This is a genomic window from Corynebacterium sp. HMSC063G05, from assembly GCF_001810555.1.
In the GTDB taxonomy this organism is placed as follows: domain Bacteria; phylum Actinomycetota; class Actinomycetes; order Mycobacteriales; family Mycobacteriaceae; genus Corynebacterium; species Corynebacterium jeikeium_D.
Genome location: NZ_KV801850.1, coordinates 1 through 19,680, shown reverse-complemented (window position 1 = coordinate 19,680; position 19,680 = coordinate 1). Strand labels below are relative to the sequence as shown.

General features: G+C 57.9%; 16 protein-coding genes. 10 read left to right on the top strand and 6 right to left on the bottom strand.

Translation table 11 applies throughout. The annotated features are described in order from the left end of the window. Positions 1 to 64: 64 nt before the first annotated feature. From HMPREF2751_RS05805 to HMPREF2751_RS05795, 3 genes are all read left to right on the top strand, one after another. Positions 65 to 2,041 (top strand): alpha/beta-hydrolase family protein, encoded by a 1,977-nt coding sequence (locus HMPREF2751_RS05805; protein WP_049193127.1) that lies wholly within the window; start codon positions 65 to 67, stop codon positions 2,039 to 2,041. Positions 2,042 to 2,177: 136 nt separating this feature from the next. Further along, on the top strand, positions 2,178 to 2,774 hold the full coding sequence (locus tag HMPREF2751_RS05800; protein ID WP_005510435.1) for a superoxide dismutase: 597 nt from the start codon (positions 2,178 to 2,180) through the stop codon (positions 2,772 to 2,774). A gap of 170 nt (positions 2,775 to 2,944) precedes the next feature. Further along, a complete protein-coding gene (locus tag HMPREF2751_RS05795; protein ID WP_069359720.1) occupies positions 2,945 to 3,790 on the top strand; it encodes a crotonase/enoyl-CoA hydratase family protein in 846 nt (281 codons plus the stop codon). Positions 3,791 to 3,794: 4 nt separating this feature from the next. Here HMPREF2751_RS05795 and HMPREF2751_RS05790 read toward each other — a convergent pair whose 3' ends face one another. Then, positions 3,795 to 5,615, bottom strand: a complete 1,821-nt coding sequence (locus HMPREF2751_RS05790) for a ribonuclease H-like domain-containing protein (RefSeq protein WP_070595665.1) — start codon at positions 5,613 to 5,615, stop codon at positions 3,795 to 3,797. A 173-nt stretch (positions 5,616 to 5,788) separates the two neighbouring features. Between HMPREF2751_RS05790 and HMPREF2751_RS05785 the strand changes: the two genes are divergently transcribed. From HMPREF2751_RS05785 to yidC, 4 genes are all read left to right on the top strand, one after another. Continuing rightward, positions 5,789 to 6,568 (top strand): DUF6474 family protein, encoded by a 780-nt coding sequence (locus HMPREF2751_RS05785; protein ID WP_070595664.1) that lies wholly within the window; start codon positions 5,789 to 5,791, stop codon positions 6,566 to 6,568. A gap of 160 nt (positions 6,569 to 6,728) precedes the next feature. After that, complete coding sequence (locus HMPREF2751_RS05780) at positions 6,729 to 8,486, top strand: alkaline phosphatase D family protein (RefSeq protein ID WP_239272148.1); 1,758 nt, start codon at positions 6,729 to 6,731, stop codon at positions 8,484 to 8,486. A 348-nt stretch (positions 8,487 to 8,834) separates the two neighbouring features. Continuing rightward, the gene (locus HMPREF2751_RS05775; protein WP_069359719.1) at positions 8,835 to 9,188 is read left to right on the top strand and encodes a histone-like nucleoid-structuring protein Lsr2; all 354 of its coding nucleotides are present in this window, start codon (positions 8,835 to 8,837) and stop codon (positions 9,186 to 9,188) included. A gap of 196 nt (positions 9,189 to 9,384) precedes the next feature. Next, positions 9,385 to 10,743 carry a membrane protein insertase YidC gene (yidC, locus tag HMPREF2751_RS05770; protein ID WP_070595663.1) on the top strand — a complete coding sequence of 453 codons (1,359 nt, stop codon included), beginning with the start codon at positions 9,385 to 9,387 and terminating at the stop codon, positions 10,741 to 10,743. Between the two features lie 53 nt (positions 10,744 to 10,796). Here the strand turns inward: yidC and HMPREF2751_RS05765 are convergent, their stop codons facing one another. From HMPREF2751_RS05765 to HMPREF2751_RS05755, 3 genes are all read right to left on the bottom strand, one after another. Then, positions 10,797 to 11,417 (bottom strand): TetR/AcrR family transcriptional regulator, encoded by a 621-nt coding sequence (locus tag HMPREF2751_RS05765; protein WP_048731284.1) that lies wholly within the window; start codon positions 11,415 to 11,417, stop codon positions 10,797 to 10,799. Positions 11,418 to 11,794: 377 nt separating this feature from the next. Beyond that, complete coding sequence (locus HMPREF2751_RS05760) at positions 11,795 to 12,088, bottom strand: GlsB/YeaQ/YmgE family stress response membrane protein (RefSeq protein ID WP_070595662.1); 294 nt, start codon at positions 12,086 to 12,088, stop codon at positions 11,795 to 11,797. Between the two features lie 344 nt (positions 12,089 to 12,432). After that, positions 12,433 to 13,332, bottom strand: coding sequence for a universal stress protein (locus HMPREF2751_RS05755; protein ID WP_005510554.1), 900 nt, complete (start codon positions 13,330 to 13,332; stop codon positions 12,433 to 12,435). Between the two features lie 297 nt (positions 13,333 to 13,629). On the opposite strand from HMPREF2751_RS05755, the gene HMPREF2751_RS05750 reads away from it, so the two are divergent. Genes HMPREF2751_RS05750 through HMPREF2751_RS05740 form a run of 3 tightly spaced genes read left to right on the top strand, consistent with a single transcriptional unit; the run spans position 13,630 to position 18,119 of the window. After that, positions 13,630 to 14,661, top strand: coding sequence for a pseudouridine synthase (locus tag HMPREF2751_RS05750; RefSeq protein ID WP_070546475.1), 1,032 nt, complete (start codon positions 13,630 to 13,632; stop codon positions 14,659 to 14,661). Positions 14,662 to 14,678: 17 nt separating this feature from the next. Further along, positions 14,679 to 15,473 (top strand): ABC transporter ATP-binding protein, encoded by a 795-nt coding sequence (locus HMPREF2751_RS05745; RefSeq protein WP_172954627.1) that lies wholly within the window; start codon positions 14,679 to 14,681, stop codon positions 15,471 to 15,473. A 21-nt stretch (positions 15,474 to 15,494) separates the two neighbouring features. Then, positions 15,495 to 18,119: an ABC transporter permease gene (locus tag HMPREF2751_RS05740; RefSeq protein WP_070549930.1), complete on the top strand. Its 2,625-nt coding sequence runs from the start codon at positions 15,495 to 15,497 to the stop codon at positions 18,117 to 18,119. Positions 18,120 to 18,231: 112 nt separating this feature from the next. Here the strand turns inward: HMPREF2751_RS05740 and HMPREF2751_RS05735 are convergent, their stop codons facing one another. After that, positions 18,232 to 18,675: a DUF2871 domain-containing protein gene (locus HMPREF2751_RS05735; protein ID WP_069359716.1), complete on the bottom strand. Its 444-nt coding sequence runs from the start codon at positions 18,673 to 18,675 to the stop codon at positions 18,232 to 18,234. A gap of 91 nt (positions 18,676 to 18,766) precedes the next feature. After that, positions 18,767 to 19,531 (bottom strand): SDR family NAD(P)-dependent oxidoreductase, encoded by a 765-nt coding sequence (locus HMPREF2751_RS05730; protein ID WP_210383673.1) that lies wholly within the window; start codon positions 19,529 to 19,531, stop codon positions 18,767 to 18,769. Positions 19,532 to 19,680 lie beyond the last annotated feature (149 nt).

The following is a 19,680-nucleotide window of genomic DNA, read 5'->3' as shown; positions in this document are numbered from 1 at the left end:
ACAGGCTACGCTTTGTGCGGAAAACTGGCGCGAGATGAATAAACCCCGTGGAAAAAATTTTGCCATGATGGGAGTTATGGGATTCCTGCGTCGCGCATTTACTTCGATTGCGCCCTCGATTGCGTCTACGGGCAACACACCTGTAGCTCAGCCAATCGAAACCACCAGGACAGTGCGAGCTGCACGAGCAGCGCGAACGGGAATTACAGGAGTCGCTGGCACAGCTGGCATGGCCAAAGCGCTGGGCGCAGTCGGCACCGGCAGTCTGATGGCGACCAAAGTCTTTCGCGAACGTCTCCTAGGTACCGGCCCTGGCACTATCCGCAGCGCACTGCGAGCGGGCATTCCCTCCAACCCCGGTCTAATTGGTGCAGAAATTGCGTCATGGGCTGCCTTTAGCCCCTCGCTGATGCCGCGTACTCGGATCGCCACCGTTACTGTGACCTTCCTGGCACAGCTGGCGGGCCATGTCACCGGGGTGGCTATCGGCTATGGCTACAACACGACGATGCGGCGTCTGGCCAGCACTCCGCTCAGCCGCTTTGCGCCGGCACCTCGACACGAGCGCGCACTGGCCGTGACCTGGCATGTTGCCACCACGGCCACCACCGCGGCGCTGTGGCTGCGCTCCATTTCCCAGCAGCGCGAAATTGGCCGCCTGGTGGGCAAGGATGAGCAGGAATCCGCACGCAGCCAGTTCGCCTCCACAATGATTGCCAGTGGTCTCTACCTGACCACTCGGGGGCTCTCCGCGCTGGCCAATCGCGGCTATGACTTACTGCGGGACAACCTCCGCCCCTGGCTGCCGCGCGGTCTCGCCCCGGTTCTCAGCGGTGCCATCGTCGGTGGTGCCGTGGCCGCCAGCATTGATCGACTGCTTATCCGTCGGACTTTGGAGTCCATCGCCAAGAAGTCCCGATACCTGAATACCCTGGTAGTTCCAGGCCGCATGCAGCCCTGGGAGCCGGAACGTTCCGGGAGTCCATGGTCTTTGGAGCCGTGGTACGCACTCGGCGCCGAGGGGCGCGTCTTCGTCGCCGAAGGCCCCCGTGCCCGAGATTTGGCGGTGGTCACTGGCAAGCCGCTCTCCGAACTGCAGGAACCCATCCGCATTTATGCGGGCAAGGTGCCAGGTCGTTCTCTGCGGGAACAGGCGGAGCTCATCATCCGCGAGATGCACCGCACCGGCGCGTTTCGGCGCGATCATCTGGTTGTCTTCACCACCACCGGCACCGGTTGGGTGCCACCGTGGTCGGCGCAGGCTGCAGAGTTCTTGACCCTTGGCAACTGCGCCACTGTCGCTCTGCAGTACTCTGACCTCCCCTCCCCAGTGGCATGGCTAACGGACCACGAAACCCCAATCGCGGCTGGCCACACCCTTATCCATCGGGTGTTGCAGGAAGTCGACAAGATGCCGGAGAACGACCGGCCAAAGGTCTACGTCGCCGGTGAATCCCTCGGCGGGTTTGGCGGTCTCGGCGCATTCGAGAATTCCGCTGACATGCTCGCACGCGTCGACGGTGCTGTCTGGACGGGCGCACCACAGTTCTCCGCGATGTGGAAAGAGCTGACGCACCGTCGGACAAAGGGGTCTCCGGAAATCGCTCCAGTCATCGACGAGGGGCGAAACATCCGCTTCGCTACGCGCCCCGACGAGCTGTACCACTCCTTCTATGGCACCAAGTTCGGGCCGTGGGAATTCCCGCGCGTCGCATTCCTGCAGCATGCCTCTGACCCCATCGTTTGGTGGGATTACCCACTGGCCTGGCGCCGCCCCGACTGGCTTGCAGAGCGCGTCGGCCGCGATGTTCTCCCCTCCATGCGCTGGCATCCGTTCGTCACCTTCTGGCAGGTGCTTATCGACGGCCTCGCCTCCGTCACCGTCCCCGGTGGTCACGGCCACCGGTACGAGGAAGAAATGTTGCCAACGTGGGCTTCCATCCTCGACATTCCGCTTGACGACGACCTGGGTGGCGCAGCCGGAATGCGCTTCAAGCGCGTGAGTAAGTGGATTCGCCGCACTCAGCCGCCGCGTTCATAAACTTGTGACAGATATCCCTGAACAGCATTTTTTATGAATTTCGCATTAATTGTATTGCTTAAATGGTTGCGCATCCACTCATCTTGAGTACCATCGACGGCACAACCTAAAAACGTGTTGAGGAGGAATTTTCCTAATGACTAAGTACGAACTTCCTGAGCTGGATTACGCTTACGACGCTCTGGAGCCGCACATCTCCGGCGAGATTATGGAGCTGCACCACAGCAAGCACCACGCTAATTACGTCAACGGCGCCAACGCTGCTCTGGAGAAGCTCGCTGCTGCTCGCGAGTCCGGCGACTTCGCAGCTGTTACCGGCCTGTCCAAGGACCTGGCCTTTAACCTGGGTGGCCACACCAACCACTCCCTGTTCTGGAAGCTGCTGTCCCCGAACGGTGGCGGCCAGCCGACCGGTGAGCTGGCTGAGGCTATCGAGCGCGACTTCGGCTCTTTCGAGAAGTTCCAGGCTCACTTCAACGCTGCTGCTCTGGGCCTGCAGGGCTCCGGCTGGGCTGTTCTGGGTTACGACACCATTGCAGAGCGCCTGGTTATTGAGCAGATGACGGATCAGCAGGGCAACCTGTCCATCAACCTGAAGCCGGTTCTGCTGCTGGATATGTGGGAGCACGCTTTCTACCTGCAGTACAAGAACGTCAAGGCTGACTACGTCAAGGCTGTCTGGAACGTCTTCAACTGGGATTACGCTGCAGAGCTGTTCGCAGCTGCCAAGTAATTTCAGCTAACAGCGCGCGGCTTTTTACGCGTCCCTGCCGCGCGCTAAAGATGGCTTACCGGCTCGCTGACGGGGCTTACCCTCAGCGGGTCGGTTTTTTGTGTCTTGTTTGAGACCACTTTTGGTATTTCCCGGGCGGCACACGTAGCCGTCGTTTAGCGTTAGTGCCCATGAACACCAGCAACAATGTCAACGTCGCCTATGAATACCTCGCCGTAGCTGATTCAGAGGCGGCGAAAATCGCTGTCGTCAGTTTGGACCGCGGAGACAAACTCAACGGTCTAACACTTGAGATGCTGACCGAGCTGTCCGCCGTCGCCCGGAAACTGGCAGCTGACCGTGATCTGCGTGGCGTAATCCTACGTGGCGAGGGCAAATCGTTTTGCGCTGGACTCGATTTCGCCTCGGCATTTAAGAAGCCCTCACGCATCCTGCGCTCATTCGTCCCCGATATCCACGGCACAAACCTGTTCCAGCGCGCCTGCTGGGACTGGCGAGGCCTGCCGGTGCCGGTCATTGCGGCGGTGCATGGGCACTGCTACGGCGGTGGTCTACAGATTGCACTAGGTGCTGATTTCCGCATTACTACGAGCGATGCCAAGTGGTCAATCCTCGAAGCGAAGTGGGGACTGATTCCGGATATGTCCGGTATGCGAACCATCCTCGATGAGGTCAGCGCCGATACTGCACGTTGGCTGACCATGTCTGGCGAAGAACTCAACGGCAAGGAAGCAACTGAGATCGGTCTGGCGACGTGGGCCGTGGACACGGAGGACGCTGCACTCAAGCTGTCCAAGGAGAAGTTGGCACAGCTGGCGACACGCTCGCCGGATCAGCTGGCGGCGACGAAGCGGCTTTTCCGCGATGTGCACCGCTCTCCTCGCGCAACATTCCGTGCCGAGCGCACACAGCAGCTGCTGCTGTTAGCCCGCAAGAACACGGCCATTATTCGCAATGCTGCGATGAAGAAGGTCTCACCTAAGTTCGCCCGGCGCGGCACGTGGGCGCGTGGTTAGCGCGCTAAGGAACCGGCAGGTCATCCCCATGCGGCAGGTCCGCGGCCGCGCGCTGTGAATCCAGCCAGTCGCGGACGTGGGCTACCGATCGGCAGTCATCGCCGTTGTAGCGCAGCAGCATGGCGCGAGCCTCGGCTTGCGTGAGCTTTTCAAAGGACTGTTCCGAGACAAAGTCAAGGTCAGTGGCCGTCGCAATGCGATACAGATCCAGCGATGCCTCGCCGTCAACATCGGCGTCGCGCCAGTGGAAGCCCGACCACGGGGCCACGACTTTAAGCCCCATGCCGACGGTGGAGAGGATCTGGCGACGGGCGACCTTCAGCATGTCCACCCAGTCCTCCGAGGCAATGAACTTGTCCACTTCTTCGCGGGTCGGCACCCGCACAATCTTTGTCGGGCCAGCTGCCTCGGAACTGGAACCAGCCGCATCGCCTGTAGCCAGCTCCGCCGAATCTGCGGGCACCACAAATTCCTGGCCGCCGAACCGGGTGGCGCTCTGACGCAGCCAATAGTTCTCACCCTCTGCCGCCCAGCAATAGGCGCGGAAGGTCTTGCCTTGTTCATGCGCCGCATTTCGACGACGCATCAGGTAATCCCAGAAAATCGCAAAGTTCCTGGCCTCTGCCGTGCCACCGAGCCCTTCTGGCCCCGGTGGCTCCCAGGTGATAAACCCGCGGTAGTCCTCCCCAGGCACCCACGTTCCCCACAGGTAGGCGCCATCGTTGGGGTACGCCTCCATATCGATATCCATCTCAATATCGCCACGCGTGGCCGATGTCTTAGCGGCTACCCGGAGCGCGTCGACGTCGGCAAGCCGCGCCCTCGCCATCCACACCTGCTCCTTGCTGACGTGCGGAGTGTTGGTACTGGCCTGCGCCAGTGCCGTGACTGTGTCGATGCCCACACTGCGCAACCGCATGGACTTATCGCCAGGTAGGAGGAGGGAAATGTCGTCACTTGCGGTCAGCTCATCGAAGCAACGGTCGTGGTGATGGCAGGTTCGGCACTCCCGGATGCGCCGTGGCGCCAGCGGCCAGGTCCCTGGCGTAAACCGTGACGGTCGCCCCTGAGTGGCAGCGACGGCATCACGCGCATCGCGCAACGCCATCCGGTACGAGGCGACGCGCGAGCCCTCATCAGCAATGACGATATGCCGTGTATCCAGGTTCATTCCGGTGGCACTAATCGCCCCCACCAGACCACAGGACACGCCCAGCCGGTGCAGCATCGCCGCCGCCTGCCCCAGCTTCACAGCATCGGGTCCGTAATGCCGTAGCTTCCACTCATCCGTGACAACCATCGCCTGACGCAGGGTCCGACCCATCACGCCATCACGCCCGAGCCGGTCAACGCCCAGCAGTCGCACCTGCATCGCCGCCGCACGCGCCGCATTGCTTGACGACGGCTTACGCCGCCGGCCCTGTTTGCGCGCAGAGAGCAGGTGCCGTGTGACAACCAGGACCGGCATGTACGTCGGTGAGGTCGTCTGCGGTGAATCATCGACCTTGACCAACAGATCAGGGTGGCAAATCTCGTCGATTCCCGAGTACACCCCGCCGGGAATCGGGCGCTCATGCATGAGCACGCCACCGGCGATGACGCTTTCTCCACGGGCGATGGCCTCAAGGGTATCCAGGTGAGCGTCCGGCCCCGAGGCCACTGTGTACAGGCCGGGGATGGACGCGATGGACGTCGGCAAGCGGTGCTCGTGGTGAGAAGCAGGTTCGACTAGCCGCCCCTCGCGCAGGTCGAGGCTCAGCCGGTAGCGGCAGCCGATGAGGTCGCTCGCGTGGAGAAGCGGGCGCGAAACGGATGAATCAGTCACAATGAGAATTAGCGTATCGCCACTCGGTAGGAAGTTTCACGTTAAGCTTGGATAGCAAGAATCGTGATGCAGCCACTGCATCTGGCAAGCGCACTCCGGCGCGGTGGGGTTTAAGGGTTTTCCGCCCCGCTTTTCCGGAGGGACTATCTGCGAGCAACTAGGCGAAGGAAAAAATGAGCTTCTTGGGTGACATCCGTGAGCGTCGGCGCGAAACCGCCAAGCAGGTGAAGGCTGCCAAGGCGAAGGCCAAGGAAGAGGCTCGCCACGCAGCTCGACTTAATCGCAAGGCACACAAGGCTGAGGTCAAGGCCGCTAAGCGCGACCAGAAGCACCAGCACAAGCTGGAGCTGAAGGAGGCCGCTGGCCGCGTTCGTTCTGAGGAAAAGCTCGGTAAGAAGGAACTCAAGCTGGAAAACCGTGCTCTGAAGCGCGCGGAGAAGATCCGCAAGGCAAGTGCCAAGGACGAGAAGAAGGCGCTGGCCGCCAAGCAGCGTCACCAGACCAAGATGGCCGAGAAGATCCTGGCACAGCAGCGCAGCCAGGGCTTCAACAAGGACAAGGCAAAGTCGTGGATCGGCGGCGCACGCCTGCTGGTACCCGTGCTGGTTCCGCTGGCCTACCGCGCCATCACTGCCCTCCAGCGCCGTGAACACTCGTCGGCCGCGCAGAAGTTCGGTGTTTCCGCTAATGATGCCGCTCGTTACCAGGGGCACGGTGCACCGCTGCTGGCCCGCATTGAGGCCACTCGCGGTTCGCTGACGGAACTGCGTAAGTCGGGCGCCAAGGGCACCGATGGTTTTATCAAGGACGCCAACTCGCGTCTGGATGTCATGACTGATGCTATTAATACTGCCGAGAAGATGACCCCGGAGCAGCGCCGTCGCGCGCACCACTCCATTACCGCAGAGCTGGATTCGCTGGACCGCCAGATCATTTCGGAGCTGGGCGCGTAAACCCGGTCGCTTCGGGTTGAGGCCACTCGCCGAGATTCATCGAATTGAGCGCGACTGTTGTTGAACAGCAACAGTCGCGCTTTTGCTCTTATTACCCCCGTATCGGGCTATTTTTTCCCACCGATGGCGCTACGGACTGAGAACTACTGTAATGAAGGCTATGCCATCTTCAGATAAATCTCAGACTGCAGCCTCGAATCTGAACGGTGCGGTCTCGAACAGCGACGCAACAGCCCAAAAGCCATTCACCCCTTCTCGTCGTGCCGTACTGCGTGCCGGCGCTACCGGTGCTGCTGCCGGAGCCATCGGCCTGGCACCCGCTACCAGTGCGGGGGCAAATCCTGAGTCACAGTCCCCAGCTAATGCTGGCGGTTCCGGTGGTTTTCAGGTATTCCAACACGGCGTGGCCTCTGGCGACCCACTGCCGGACTCGGTTCTTATCTGGACTCGTGTGACCTCACACCCAGGCGATACCGCAGGTGCAAACCAGGGCCGTCCTGTTGCACTGAAGTGGGAAGTCGCTTCTGATGAGGGCTTCGGCAACATCGTTGCCTCTGGCGCCCTGAACACCGACCCGGATGCTGACAACACTGTCAAGATCGATGTCAAGGGTCTCTCCGCTGATTCCTACTACTTCTACCGCTTTACCGTCACCGCTGGTGATCACGCGGGCCAGGTTTCCCCGATTGGCCAGACTCGCACTGCGCCGCCGGTGAACTCCTCGCCAGATCACCTGGGCATCGCGCTGACTTCCTGCGCTAACTGGGAAAGTGGCTTCTTCTCCGCTTACCGCGATATGGCGGAAAATGACCGCATCGACATCATCATGTGTGTCGGTGACTACATCTACGAGTACGAGGCCGGTGGCTACTCCGGCAAGGGCCCGGTTCGTGACCACAAGCCGGCTCACGAGATCATTTCTCTCGCTGACTACCGCCTGCGCTACGCCACCTACCGTACCGATGCGGACCTGCAGGAAGCTCACCGCGCAAAGCCGTGGATTGTGACCTGGGACGACCACGAGGTCGCCAACGATGATTGGCACAGTGGCGCTGAGAACCACGACCCGGAGACCGAAGGCGACTACATTGCCCGCCGCGACGCCGCTATCCAGGCGTACCTGGAGTGGCTGCCGGTTCGCGCGGTCCCGTTCTCCCAGGGCGGAAAGCTCTACCGCAGCTTCCGTTTCGGCGATCTCGCCGACCTGACCATGCTGGACCTGCGCACCTACCGTGACCAGCAGCTGAAGTTCATCCGCGCTGGCGAGACCGATGATGAGAACCGCTCCATGCTCGGCTCTGAGCAGTTCAATTACCTGCTCGGCCAGTGGCGTTCCTCGAGCGCAAAGTGGCGTGTCGTGGGCAACTCCGTCATGTTCACTCCGGTGCTGGTTCCGCCGCTGGATCCGGAGGCCACCCGCGCTGTCACCGAGCTGCTGAGCTTGCCTCAGGACGGCCTGCCGTACAACTTGGATCAGTGGGATGGCTACGCTGCTGAGCGTCGTAAGCTGATCAACATCATGGATAAGGAAGGCTACGACAACGTTGTCTTCCTCACCGGCGATATTCACTCCTCCTGGAACTGCAACGTACCGAAGGTCCCGGGCGAGTACCCGAGTGCCGGCATTGCCGCTATTGAGATTGTCTGTACTTCCGTCAGCGCCCCGAATATCGATGACATTGTGAAGCTGCCTCAGGACAACCCGATTTCCTTGGCTGCTACCGCTGGACTCAAGGCTGCGAACCCGTACGTCAACTACCTCGAGTTCGACCGCCACGGCTACACTGCCGTCTACTTCGGCCGCGAGGACGTTACCTCTGAGTACCGCCTTGTCGAGGTCAAGGAAGAACCGAACCAGCCGCTTTTCGTCGCCGCTACCTACCGCGGCAAGCCGGGTCAGGGCATGACCCAGGCTTAAGCGCCTTCTCGTCCTTTCGCTTTACGACGACTACCGAGAGCGCACCCCGCATTGCGCCCTCAGTGGCGTAGTTGCTGTTCACGACGGCCCTGCACAACATGCAGGGCCGTCTTTTTATTACCCCAAGTTCTTGTGCACAATTAATCGAATTATTAACAAACCATGTATTCAATATAAGTTGCACAATCGAGCTCAATTATCGTCAATAGACATTAAATTTCTTTGCACTTATACTGTGGGGGAAAGAAAAAAGGGCTCGATATTAATTTGAAGTTTCACCGTATTGAAGTTTCACTGTAAGCCTTCTTCATTATTACAAGTTCAGCACCAAGCTTAGGCAGGAATTCTATGGCACGCCGCGAACTAATTCAGTACATCGACGACCTCGATGGGACTCCGCTTGATTCCGCAGATCACCAAGTCGTTCGTTTCTCTTTCCGCGGTAAGAACTACATTCTCGACCTCTCTCAGGAAAATGCAGAGAAGTTCGAGCAGGTATTAGAACCGTATATTGCGAAAGCTTCCATTGATCACAGCACGGTTGTAGCTCCGCGTAAGCGCTCTTCCGCTAATCCCAATGCCGCTGAGGCCCGTGATCGCAATCGCAAGATTCGCCAGTGGGCACGAGAGAATGGCATGGATGTTGCAGACCGTGGTGCGCTGCCAAAGCACATTATTGAAAAGTACGAGAGCGCTAACTAGTTCTCACCCAGGTCCGTTTGCCTTCCACTGGGTTTCACCCAGCTTTACTATCTTTAAAACAGGGTCCCGCCACAGCGGGGCCCTGTTTTAAAGTTGGGGCAGGTAATTCGAGTCGCTAGGATAGCGGCTGGAATTGGCACACCGGCCTCATCCGGTTGTCTTACTTTTCTTATCCTTGACATGGAGGAGTCGGCCCGTGGTCATTTTGGAACCATTCGTTTGGCTGGTCTCGTTTGTCCTTAAGGCGTGGCACCTTTTACTGGCCTCAGTGTTTCACCTGCCGTCTTCTCTGTCCTGGACGCTTTCTCTCTTCCTGCTGGTGTTTACGGTGCGTGGCGCTTTAGCGTTTCTCGCGTTCCAGCAATTTATCTCGGCGCGCAAGACAGCCAACCTACGGCCGCAGCTTTTTATGCTCAAGGAGCGCTACCGCAGGAGCATCGAGCCGAACTCGCCACAATACGTAAACTTTGCCAGCAAGGAAATGCGCAAAGCAGAGGGGATTAAGACCTCCGTAATGCTGGCGCCCCTCTTCGTCCAGATTCCCGTGATTATGGGCCTTGTTCGCATGCTGAGGCACATGCTGCGGGCGTCTGAGGGGCCTGGGCTGCCTGCGTCTCATAATGTCGGATTCATCTCTAAGGATGAGATCTCCGACTTTCTGAGCGCGACATTCTTGGGACAGCCTCTACCCGCATATCTGCGCATGGACCCGGAGCAACTGCAAATCCTCGGGGGCAATCATGATTCGCTGTTAACTTTCTGCATTATCGGCATCGTGGCAGCGGCCTTTTTCACCGGTTTTAACTTGGTCGTTTCCTACCGCCGGTTGCAGCGCACTCTCGACTATTCCAATAGCGTCAGTGTATTCCTCAGCAAATTCATGCGCGTAATGCTTATCTACGCACCGCTGATGATCCTCTTCGCGGGTTTCTTTGGCCCAACACCTGTGGCTCTAATTGTCTACTGGGTCACCAATAACTTCTGGACACTGACCCAAAATATCATTCTCACCCGCTATGTGGAAAAGACCTACCCGCTCACGGACGATTTCCGAACTCTTCAAAACCACCAAAAGGGTGAATACGAATCGGAGCGGGAAGAAAAGAAGAAGTTAAAGCAGGCCAAGCGTCACTTTTATATCAAATCCGCATTCGCTCCGTGGAAGATAAAGCAGCATAAGAGCGAATATGCCGCTATTGAGAAGGACTCGCGGGACCGCCGTAAAGCAAAGCAGGAAGAAGAATATGCCCAGGCTTTGAAAATTGCGAAGGTTCGCTACATGGTGACCCAGATGCGGCCTGGTGCTCAGGACAATTTGCCATCCCTGACGCAGGATATGAAGATTTCCTCGGGTATAGTTCCGCCGCTTCCCGGCCTGGCTAAAGTGCGGGACGACATGAAACGACAAGCCGAGAAAGCGCAAAAAGCACAGAAACGGCCGAAGCCAATTCTGATTGCAAAGAACCTGGGAATGCTACTCGGCCAGAATACGAAGAATATGGTTAAGAAAGCCACCGGCTCAAAGGAGTCGGACTGGAAACGCTTCCGAGATTAGCCCGTGAGTAAAAAGGCAAGAACTACGACGCGTTAAAAAAGGGAATTAAGTATTTACGTGACCAGGTCACGGGCCAGGTCGCGCGCCATCTGCAGCGGGTTCAGGTCTTTGGACATCTTGGCACCCGCGAGGCCGCCGTCGAGGTAGAGCAACAGCATATTTGCGTGAGCAGACGGCATACTAGATTCATTTTCAGTCAGCAGCGTGTGTAGCTGTTGCCAAACCCAGGAACGGTGATCGGCTGCGGCCTGACGGATGTCCTGCTCCGACTCCGTTTCCGGCCGCGGATATTCACTAGCCGCATTCTGGAAGTGTGAACCACGGAAGTCGATTGCCGGCTGCTCCGCAATACACTGATCAAAGAACGCGAGAATCTTCTCCGCCGGGGTATCCAACGAGGCCACTCGCTGCTCCCAAGCCTCCCGCCATTTGGCGTCGAGGTCTTGCAGATATGCAATGACTAGCTTGTCCTTGGATCCAAACAACGAATACAGGCTGGCTTTGGCCACATCAGCTTCCCGCAGGATGCGGTCAATGCCGACAACGCGGATACCCTCTGTTGTAAACAGAGTTGTCGCTGATGCCAGGAGGCGCTCCCGCGGACTGGGGCGGTTACGACGGCGAGAGGAAGCGCGGCCGCCTTTTGCGCCCTTGCCCGTTGTCGCTTCTGCCACGGCAGTACCTCTCGTCCTTCCAAAGTCACACCCCGTTCTAACAGCTGCTTACTCGCAAACACCGGCATTAGCGCCATTGCTTTCAGAGCACTGAACAGGGCGTTCATAGTCTGTGATATTCCATTGTAGGCGTATCTGCGACTGTGATTTTGTAAAAGAACAAACTAGTCAGTCTTTCAGCCTCTAGTCCTACTTTAGCGTGCGATGATTGCCGCCCCCAACAGATGTCGCGACAATCGCAGAACGCCAACGTCACGACAACCGCACAACAAAAAAAGGGCATCTCAATGTTGATGAGATGCCCCGCGCTCTAGCTCACTATCCAGTAGATAGCAGCGTTACGACGCTTCGTGCATAGTCGCGCTGTTTTGCTTGGCTTACTTGCGCTTTTGAACCAGGCCGACAATCCACAACAGGATCACGGCGCCGAGCAGACAGGTGAGGAAGCTGAAGAACTTTCCGCCACCGGCGACATCAACGCCGAACAGGGTGAGCAGCCAACCGCCCAAGAAACCACCGACGATACCAACGACGATATTCAGGACGACGCCCATCTGTTCATCGGTGTTCATGATCTTAGAGCCGATCCAGCCGGCAAGACCACCGATGATAATCCAGCTGATGAAGCCCATCGTGGGACTAAAGGAGGCAGCAAGAAGAACCTCGTTCATGATAGATATTCCTTTCCCGAAATCGTTCTGACTCAACTATAAGTCTTTCCGAAAACTCTTGCATACACTGCAAGCACTATCAGGCCATTTCGGCCACTGAGAAACTAGCGAGATAACAGTCGGATAGCCACAGGAAAACTCTTATAAAATCTGCACTTTCTGCATGAAAACAGGGTTTATGCAGACGAGAGGCCTCATTTGGATAAACCGAAGCCGGCCCCGACACCTGTCGGAAACCGGCTAGGTTCTACTTATAAATATTCGGTAACGGTTTCTACTCTCGGCGCTAACCGCGCCTCGACGACCGCCGCCGGCGTCTTTTCTCAGCCCCCTCGAAGGGCGCTTTAGGCGTCAGTCTCCGGGCGGACGACCATCATCGGGCAAGCAGCCGCCTGCAGGAGTGCACGCGAAGTGGAGCCGAGCAGCATGCCCTTGAAACCTCCGCGGCCGTGGCTGCCGACGACCAGCAGCTGCGAGCCTTCCGAGGCATCAGCCAGAGCACGAACCGGGCGGTCGCGGGTAACAACCTTCTTGATGGCCACTTCCGGGTACTTCTTAGCGTACTTCTCCAGACGGTGGCCGAGCAGAGCCTTCTGCTCCTCTTCCACAACCTGCCACTGGCTCTGAGCTGCAGAAAGGCCAGCCAGGGAAGCCTGTACCTGCATGTCCATCCAGGTGTGAACCGCAATCAGTTCGGCACCACGAGCATCGGCCTCACGGAATGCGTACTCCGTTGCCTTTTCGGAAATATCGGAGCCATCGACACCGACAACGACAGGACCGTACTTGGTCTCATCGGTTACCAGGTTGTCCTCGCGGACAACAACAACCGGGCACGATGCGTGGGAAACAACAGCGGCGGAAACCGAACCCATGACCATGCCAGAGAGCCCACCCAGACCGCGAGAGCCCATAACCACCATGGTTGCCTGCTCAGACAGGTCGAGCAGCATGTCAATCGGACTGCCCTCTTCAATCTGGTGGCTGACATCTACCGACGGTGCGAAGTCGAGGGCAATCTTCTTGGCCTCGTTAATCTTCTCCAGGGTCTCGGCCTCAAGATCGTCGTAAAGCTCCTGCGGCGGAACCATGCCCTCTGCGTAGAGGAACTGCGGCATGGAGTAGCTGCTGACCAGACGGAGCGGCTCACCGCGCTTCACTGCGGTGTTAGCGGCCCACTTGACGGCGGTCTTGGATGCCTCCGAGCCATCGACCGCGCACACAATGATGTTCTGCCTTGGCATTGATTGCCTCCTTATTATGCGATCCATAAAAATTGGCTCTCCGCGGCCCGACCGCAACGCAGCTACACCTATCGCACCTGCTTGGACGCCATTTTAATGGACAAGCTTTGCTATTTAGTCAACTCTTCCGAGCCAACCCTTTTATTACTTTCACCTCCACCCTACCCCCATTATGTTGCGACCGACAGGGCAGAATGTTGTCCACCTACGCCATTAGGGGCGGTACCAACACAGCCCTGCGCCAGCAGCTCCGCTTGCCCGCCGGGTGAATCCGGGGCACCTGTTAAAGTCAGCCGTATGCGTCGCATGCCACTGCCCATTCGCGATGGGCTCAACCCCTCCCGCATCGCCGCTCCCGGGCGTCGTGGCGATGCCCCCACCCGTGCGTGGGATCTGCTCGCAGGCGCTATCGCAGGTCAAACCCACCGCCACCCAGACGATGATGAAACGGCTGTGGCCAAGCGTTTTGCAGATGGGCTCGTCGTTCGCGCCAACTCAGTGCCCTACAGTCCAGATGACATGGTGAAGCCCGGCGCGGAAATGTGGTTTTACCGCACCCCGGCACCGGAGCGCACAATCGCGGGGCCGATGCCGATTGTCTTTCAAGATGACAACCTTGTGGTCGTCGACAAGCCGTCGTTTTTGGCAACGATGCCGCGCGGCCGACATATTACGGAAACTGCTGTGGTTCGCCTGCGGCGGGAGCTGGGTAATCCGGAGTTGGTTCCCGCGCATCGCCTCGACAGGCTGACGTCGGGGTTGCTCATCTTTACCGCCCGGCGCGAGGTTCGCGGCGCCTACCAGGGGCTTTTCGCATCGGGGGAAGTCACTAAGCGCTACCACGCACTGACGTCGCCTACACCCATCGCTGGCGCGGCCAGCGAAGCCCTGCCCGAGACCCCACTGGAATTGCGCACACGACAGCACAAAATTGCTGGCCAGATGCAGGCTTATACTCTCGAGGGCGAGCCAAACGCCCACACCATCATCGAGCGCATTTCGCTTGTCGACGTGCCTTCGGACGCCGACGGCCTCGCTGCCGACAGTGGTCGCGTTGCGCTGTGGCAATTGAAGCCCATCACCGGACGCACTCATCAGCTGCGGCTGCACTTGAGTGAACTGGGCTTTCCCATCCTGGGTGACCAGTACTACCCGGAGATTCTGCCGCTGGAGGCCGAGAATGCCTCGGAGCCCCTGCACCTGGTCTGTGTAGAAATGAGTTTCGCTGACCCCGTGACTGGTGAACAACGAACGTTCCATTCCCGCCGCAGCGTTTTCAATCCGCTTTCGCTGCCGGATATTAATTCGCCGTTGATCAAATCTAATTAGAAGAGAGCCCCTCCCCCATGTCTGCCAAGCATGCAAAACGCCCCACCAAATCATCCGCTGAGTCTTCTTTGAAGCATTCCGCCCCACCAGCGGCGGCCTACGCTGAGGGGCTCACCAAGAAGTACGGTGTCGGCAATGCCGCTGTTACTGCACTGGACCATGTCGATATCTCTTTTGCCGCTGGTGAGTTCACCGCGATTATGGGGCCGTCCGGGTCGGGTAAGTCGACATTGATGCACTGCATGGCCGGCTTGGACTCCGCGACGTCGGGAAGCGCGTACATCGGCACGACGGAACTGTCGAAGCTGTCGGACAAGGAGATTACGGCGCTGCGGCGTGACCGCCTGGGCTTTGTGTTCCAGTCCTTCAACTTGGTGCCGACGTTGACAGCGGCGGAGAACATCACCCTGCCTATCAATATCGCTGGTCGTAAGGTGGATAAGCAGTGGTTCGAGGAAATCACCACGCGCCTCGGGCTTAAAGAACGGCTTACGCACCGCCCCTCGGAACTGTCCGGTGGCCAGCAGCAGCGTGTCGCCTGTGCGCGTGCTATCGTCAGCCGGCCGGAGATCATCTTTGGCGATGAGCCGACGGGCAACTTGGACTCGAACTCATCCCGTGAGGTGTTGACGATTCTCCGCGATGCGGTTGATGACATCGGCCAGACCGTTGTCATTGTGACGCATGATGCCACCGCCGCATCCTACGCAGACCGTGTTGTGTTCCTCGCGGATGGCCGTGTGGTTGACGAGCTTCGCAACCCCACGCCCGCCGATATTTTGGCGCGCATGGCAGATATTGAGAATCTTTAGGAAGGCAGGTCATCTCTCCCCATGGCATCATCGTCTTCCACGCTAAGCCGCGTCGCCTGGCGTAATATCACCTCGCACAAGTTGCGCCTCGTGCTCACAATTATTTCGGTCGTGCTGGGCACAGCCTTCATCACCGGCGCATTTGTGTTCACATCATCGCTGGACAAGGCCTTTAAGGGCGCAATGAGTACCGCTTATGACGGTGTCGACGTGGTGGTGACGGCCCCAGCTGACAATCCCGGTGCTCTCACCGAAGAAACCGCGCAGAAAATCGAAAGCTTCCCCGGGGTCCGAGCCCTCAACATTGGCGATCCCAACAACAGCATTACGGCCACGGGAGCCGACGGCAAGCCGATTCAAACCAATGGTTCGCCATCGATGGGTCTTCCCTACTATCCAGCGGCCGAAGCGGTGGGCAACAAGGTCACGGTTACCGAGGGGCACGCGCCGGAAACACCAGGTGAGGTGGTCGTCAACTCCACTACCGCCGAACTCGGCAACCTCCACGTCGGCACTGAAATCAAGGTGGCCACCCGTCTCGAGCGGGCGACGGTGAAGGTCGTCGGCATCGCCGATACCTCCATCGACGAAACCGGCTACCTCGCGGTCTTTTTCACCCAGAATCAGTGGCGAGAGCTCTACGGCGCGGACAGCCATATGGACATGTTCACCCTCGCCGCCGATTCCACCACTGACGCTGCCACGCTTACCCGTGATGTCGCAGAAGCATTCCCCGAGCTCAAGGTAGAGGCAGGCTCTAAGCTCGCCGACGAGGCCTCCGAACGTGTCTCCTCTGCCTTAAGCTTTGTCAACTACTTCCTCATCGCTTTCGGGCTCATCGGGCTGCTGGTCGGGATCTTCATCATTTCCAATACTTTCACCATGCTGGTCACTCAGCGCATGAAGGAATTCGCTCTCCTCCGCGCCCTCGGTGCTTCACGACGACAGCTCACTGCGTCCGTCCTCTTGGAGGCATTCATTGTTGGCCTCATCGGTTCCGCACTAGGTGTCATCACGGGATTTGGGCTGAGCCAGGGGCTATTCATGCTTCTCGATGCCATGAGTATCTCCATGCCCGGCGATGGCCTGACATTCGAACCGGTGGCAGTCATCGTTCCTCTCCTTGTCGGCGTGGCCATCACCATGATCGCCGCCTGGACGCCGGCCGCCCGCGCTGGCGCGGTCCCTCCTGTAGAAGCCATGCGCTCTGGGGATCAAACAACCAGCAATAGCCTCAGTGCTAGGACGTGGACCGGTACTGTGCTGGCGTCCGCCGCGATCGCAATCATTGCCTGGGCATTGCAGTGGAACGACGCAGAAACCAAGATTCGTGCCGTCTTCGTTGGTGTCGGTGCAGTGATGGCCGTAGCCTCCGTCTGGCTTGTCGGCCCCGCGCTGTCCATGCCTCTGATCGGAGGACTGGGGCGCGTCGTAGGTGCGCCTTTTGGAACCGTCGGCAAGCTTGCGGCGACGAACTCCCACCGCAATCCGCGCAGAACGGGAACCACATCGTTTGCACTGACGCTCGGGCTTGCGCTGGTGACTGTGATTGGCATGTTCGGTGTGTCCATGAAGGAGGCGGTCAATGAGTGGTCAGAGACCAATCTGACGGCTGACTTCGTGCTCTCGCCACCTCTGACCGCGCATTCGGCCCTGCCGCTTGGGGTCGAGGACGCAGTGAAGGATATCGATGGTGTCGACGACACCGCAACTTTGTCGATTGGTGCGCTGCTGGTGATCCCGCCTGAGGAAGCCGCCACGATGATAGCTTCCGACGGCGAACAAACTGAAGTCGGACCGGAATCTAGTAATGCGTCGGTTTTCAACTCCAACGTCGGCAAATGGTACGGCACTCGCGCCATCCAGGGCTCCCTGGATCTGGCCGAGTCGGATGCGGGAATTGTCATCAGCGAATCAACAGCGAAAAAGAATAGTTGGAACGTTGGCACTGAACTCGCAGTGGTTTCCAAAGGCGGCATAACACGGCTCCCCGTCACCGGCATTTTTGCTGACACGAATGATCCCGGCCAGTCGATTATTGTCTCCGACGAAGCCGCCCATAAATATGTCAAAAGCAGCCACCTGTTGCCGTTCCAGACCTACGTCGATGTTTCTGATTCCATCGCGTCAGACAGCGGCTCCATGGATGAAATGAAGCAAAAGCTTAGCGACGCAGTTGCGGACTACCTCGTAGTACAGGTGATGACTGCTAAGGAGTTTGCGGGCCTCGCGAATGCCTCTATCGATGTCATGCTGGGAATCGTGTACGCGCTGCTGGCACTGGCGGTCATCATTTCGATTCTGGGAATTATCAATACTGTCGCACTCTCAGTTGTCGAGCGCCGCCAGGAGATTGGCATGCTTCGGGCCGTCGGCCTGCAGCGCTCGGGGATTCGCCGGATGATTCGCCTGGAATCTGTGGAAATCTCCATTTTCGGCGCGGTTGTAGGTATTGTCCTCGGCTTGTTCCTCGGTTGGTCACTGCTGACCGTGCTGAAGGATGAGGGCCTGAATACTATCGCGGTACCGTGGCTGCAGATTGTTCTCATGCTGCTTGGGTCTGCGCTTGTGGGCATTATTGCTGCTCTCGGCCCTGGTCAGAAGGCCGCGAAGACACCGCCCCTGGCCGCTATCGCAGACGAGTAGTCGCCGTTATATGAAAGCGCCCCGTGCAGATATTGTTTCTGCACGGGGTTTCTATTTCGCCTTATCGCCTACGCTGAATCAGCTATCCGGCTCACGCATTTCCGCTGGCAATTTATACGGCCGCGTTGGCCTTGCGAACCTCGCGTTCTCGATTCTTCAGCGCCTTATTGAGAAGCATAAAGAACCACACAAAGCCGACCGTCAGGATAATGTGGCCGAGCCCTGCAATTCCCGAGTACATCGCACCCCAGGCCTCCGGGCCTGAAACAACGTGCACGATACCGTTAGCCACCATCATGCCAATCGTCCAAACAATGCCGACATTCTGAACGATGAACCAGCGATCAAAGCCCTTGACAGCTGAAATATTGAATTGCCCATCCAATGCCAGCGCAACCAAGAAGAAAATCATGCCAAGAACAAGGAAATGCGTGTGCAGCGTATTGAGCTGCGTTTTATCCCCAAAATCCATCGCACGGGTAAATTCACGATAGAAAACGCCAGAAAACAGACCAAGACCAAGATAGACCGAAGCAGCTGTGAATAACTTACGCATACTTCGTAGCCTACTCAGATAACACTGGCTTCTAAACAGACTAAACCCAGGGGGTTAAACGAAAGTTTGATACCGCGAAACTAGAGAAGCCTCAAACTAACCGCCCGAATCGAGCCAACATGCGTGTCGGCACAGCCTTAAAAAGGATCATCACCAGGCCATATAGGCCGGGCGCTACCTCCGCCCGACCGACCTCTGCTGCGCGTAACGTGCGCACCACTAAATAATTGAGATTCTGCTCCGGCATAAGACGCAACTTCACCGACTTCGCCTGCTTCACGACGTCCCGGAGAGCGGTGGTCTTAACCTTTCCCGGGTAGCAAATAGTGACAGTTACACCATTAGGTTTTAATTCCTCCCTAAGGCTAATCCCCCAATGCCGAATAAACGCTTTCGATGCTGTGTACACCGCTAGTCCTGGAGTTGGTGCTACAGCTGAGATCGATGAAACGAGAATGATGTGGCCGTTCTTTTCGAATAGATCGTTTAGCGAGTAAACCGCTGCGACCGTACCGCGAATATTCGTCTGTATCATTTGATCAGCCTGCGAAAAGTCCTGGGTTTTAACATCGCCATAATTCGCATACGCGGCATTGAGGATTAAGTAAACTATCGTCGCGTGATGGCGCTCGACATAATTCCGGGTTTTATCGCCAAAATCATCATCGGACTGGTCTAGACGAAGATGGCGAAGACGAGGACCTTGGCTCCTAGAGCGCTCAGAGTCCTCGCTGGAAGAATCATCGTTGTAGCTACGAGAAACACACCAAATTTCATCTAGGTCCGGACGTAGCTGCCCGAGTTTATCGGCGAAGACGGCGCCTATGCCCCGAGATGCTCCAGTCACGATTCCCACTCGCATGAATTCCAAGATACAGCTGACTGGGTCGAGCAATTAAAACGGCGACGACGTAGCGTGCCGTATAGGAATAAGCATAGGAACAGCAAAATGCAGCACTAAAACGCTAGTTAATTCCGTTTACCTGTGGGTAGCAAAAAGTGGGC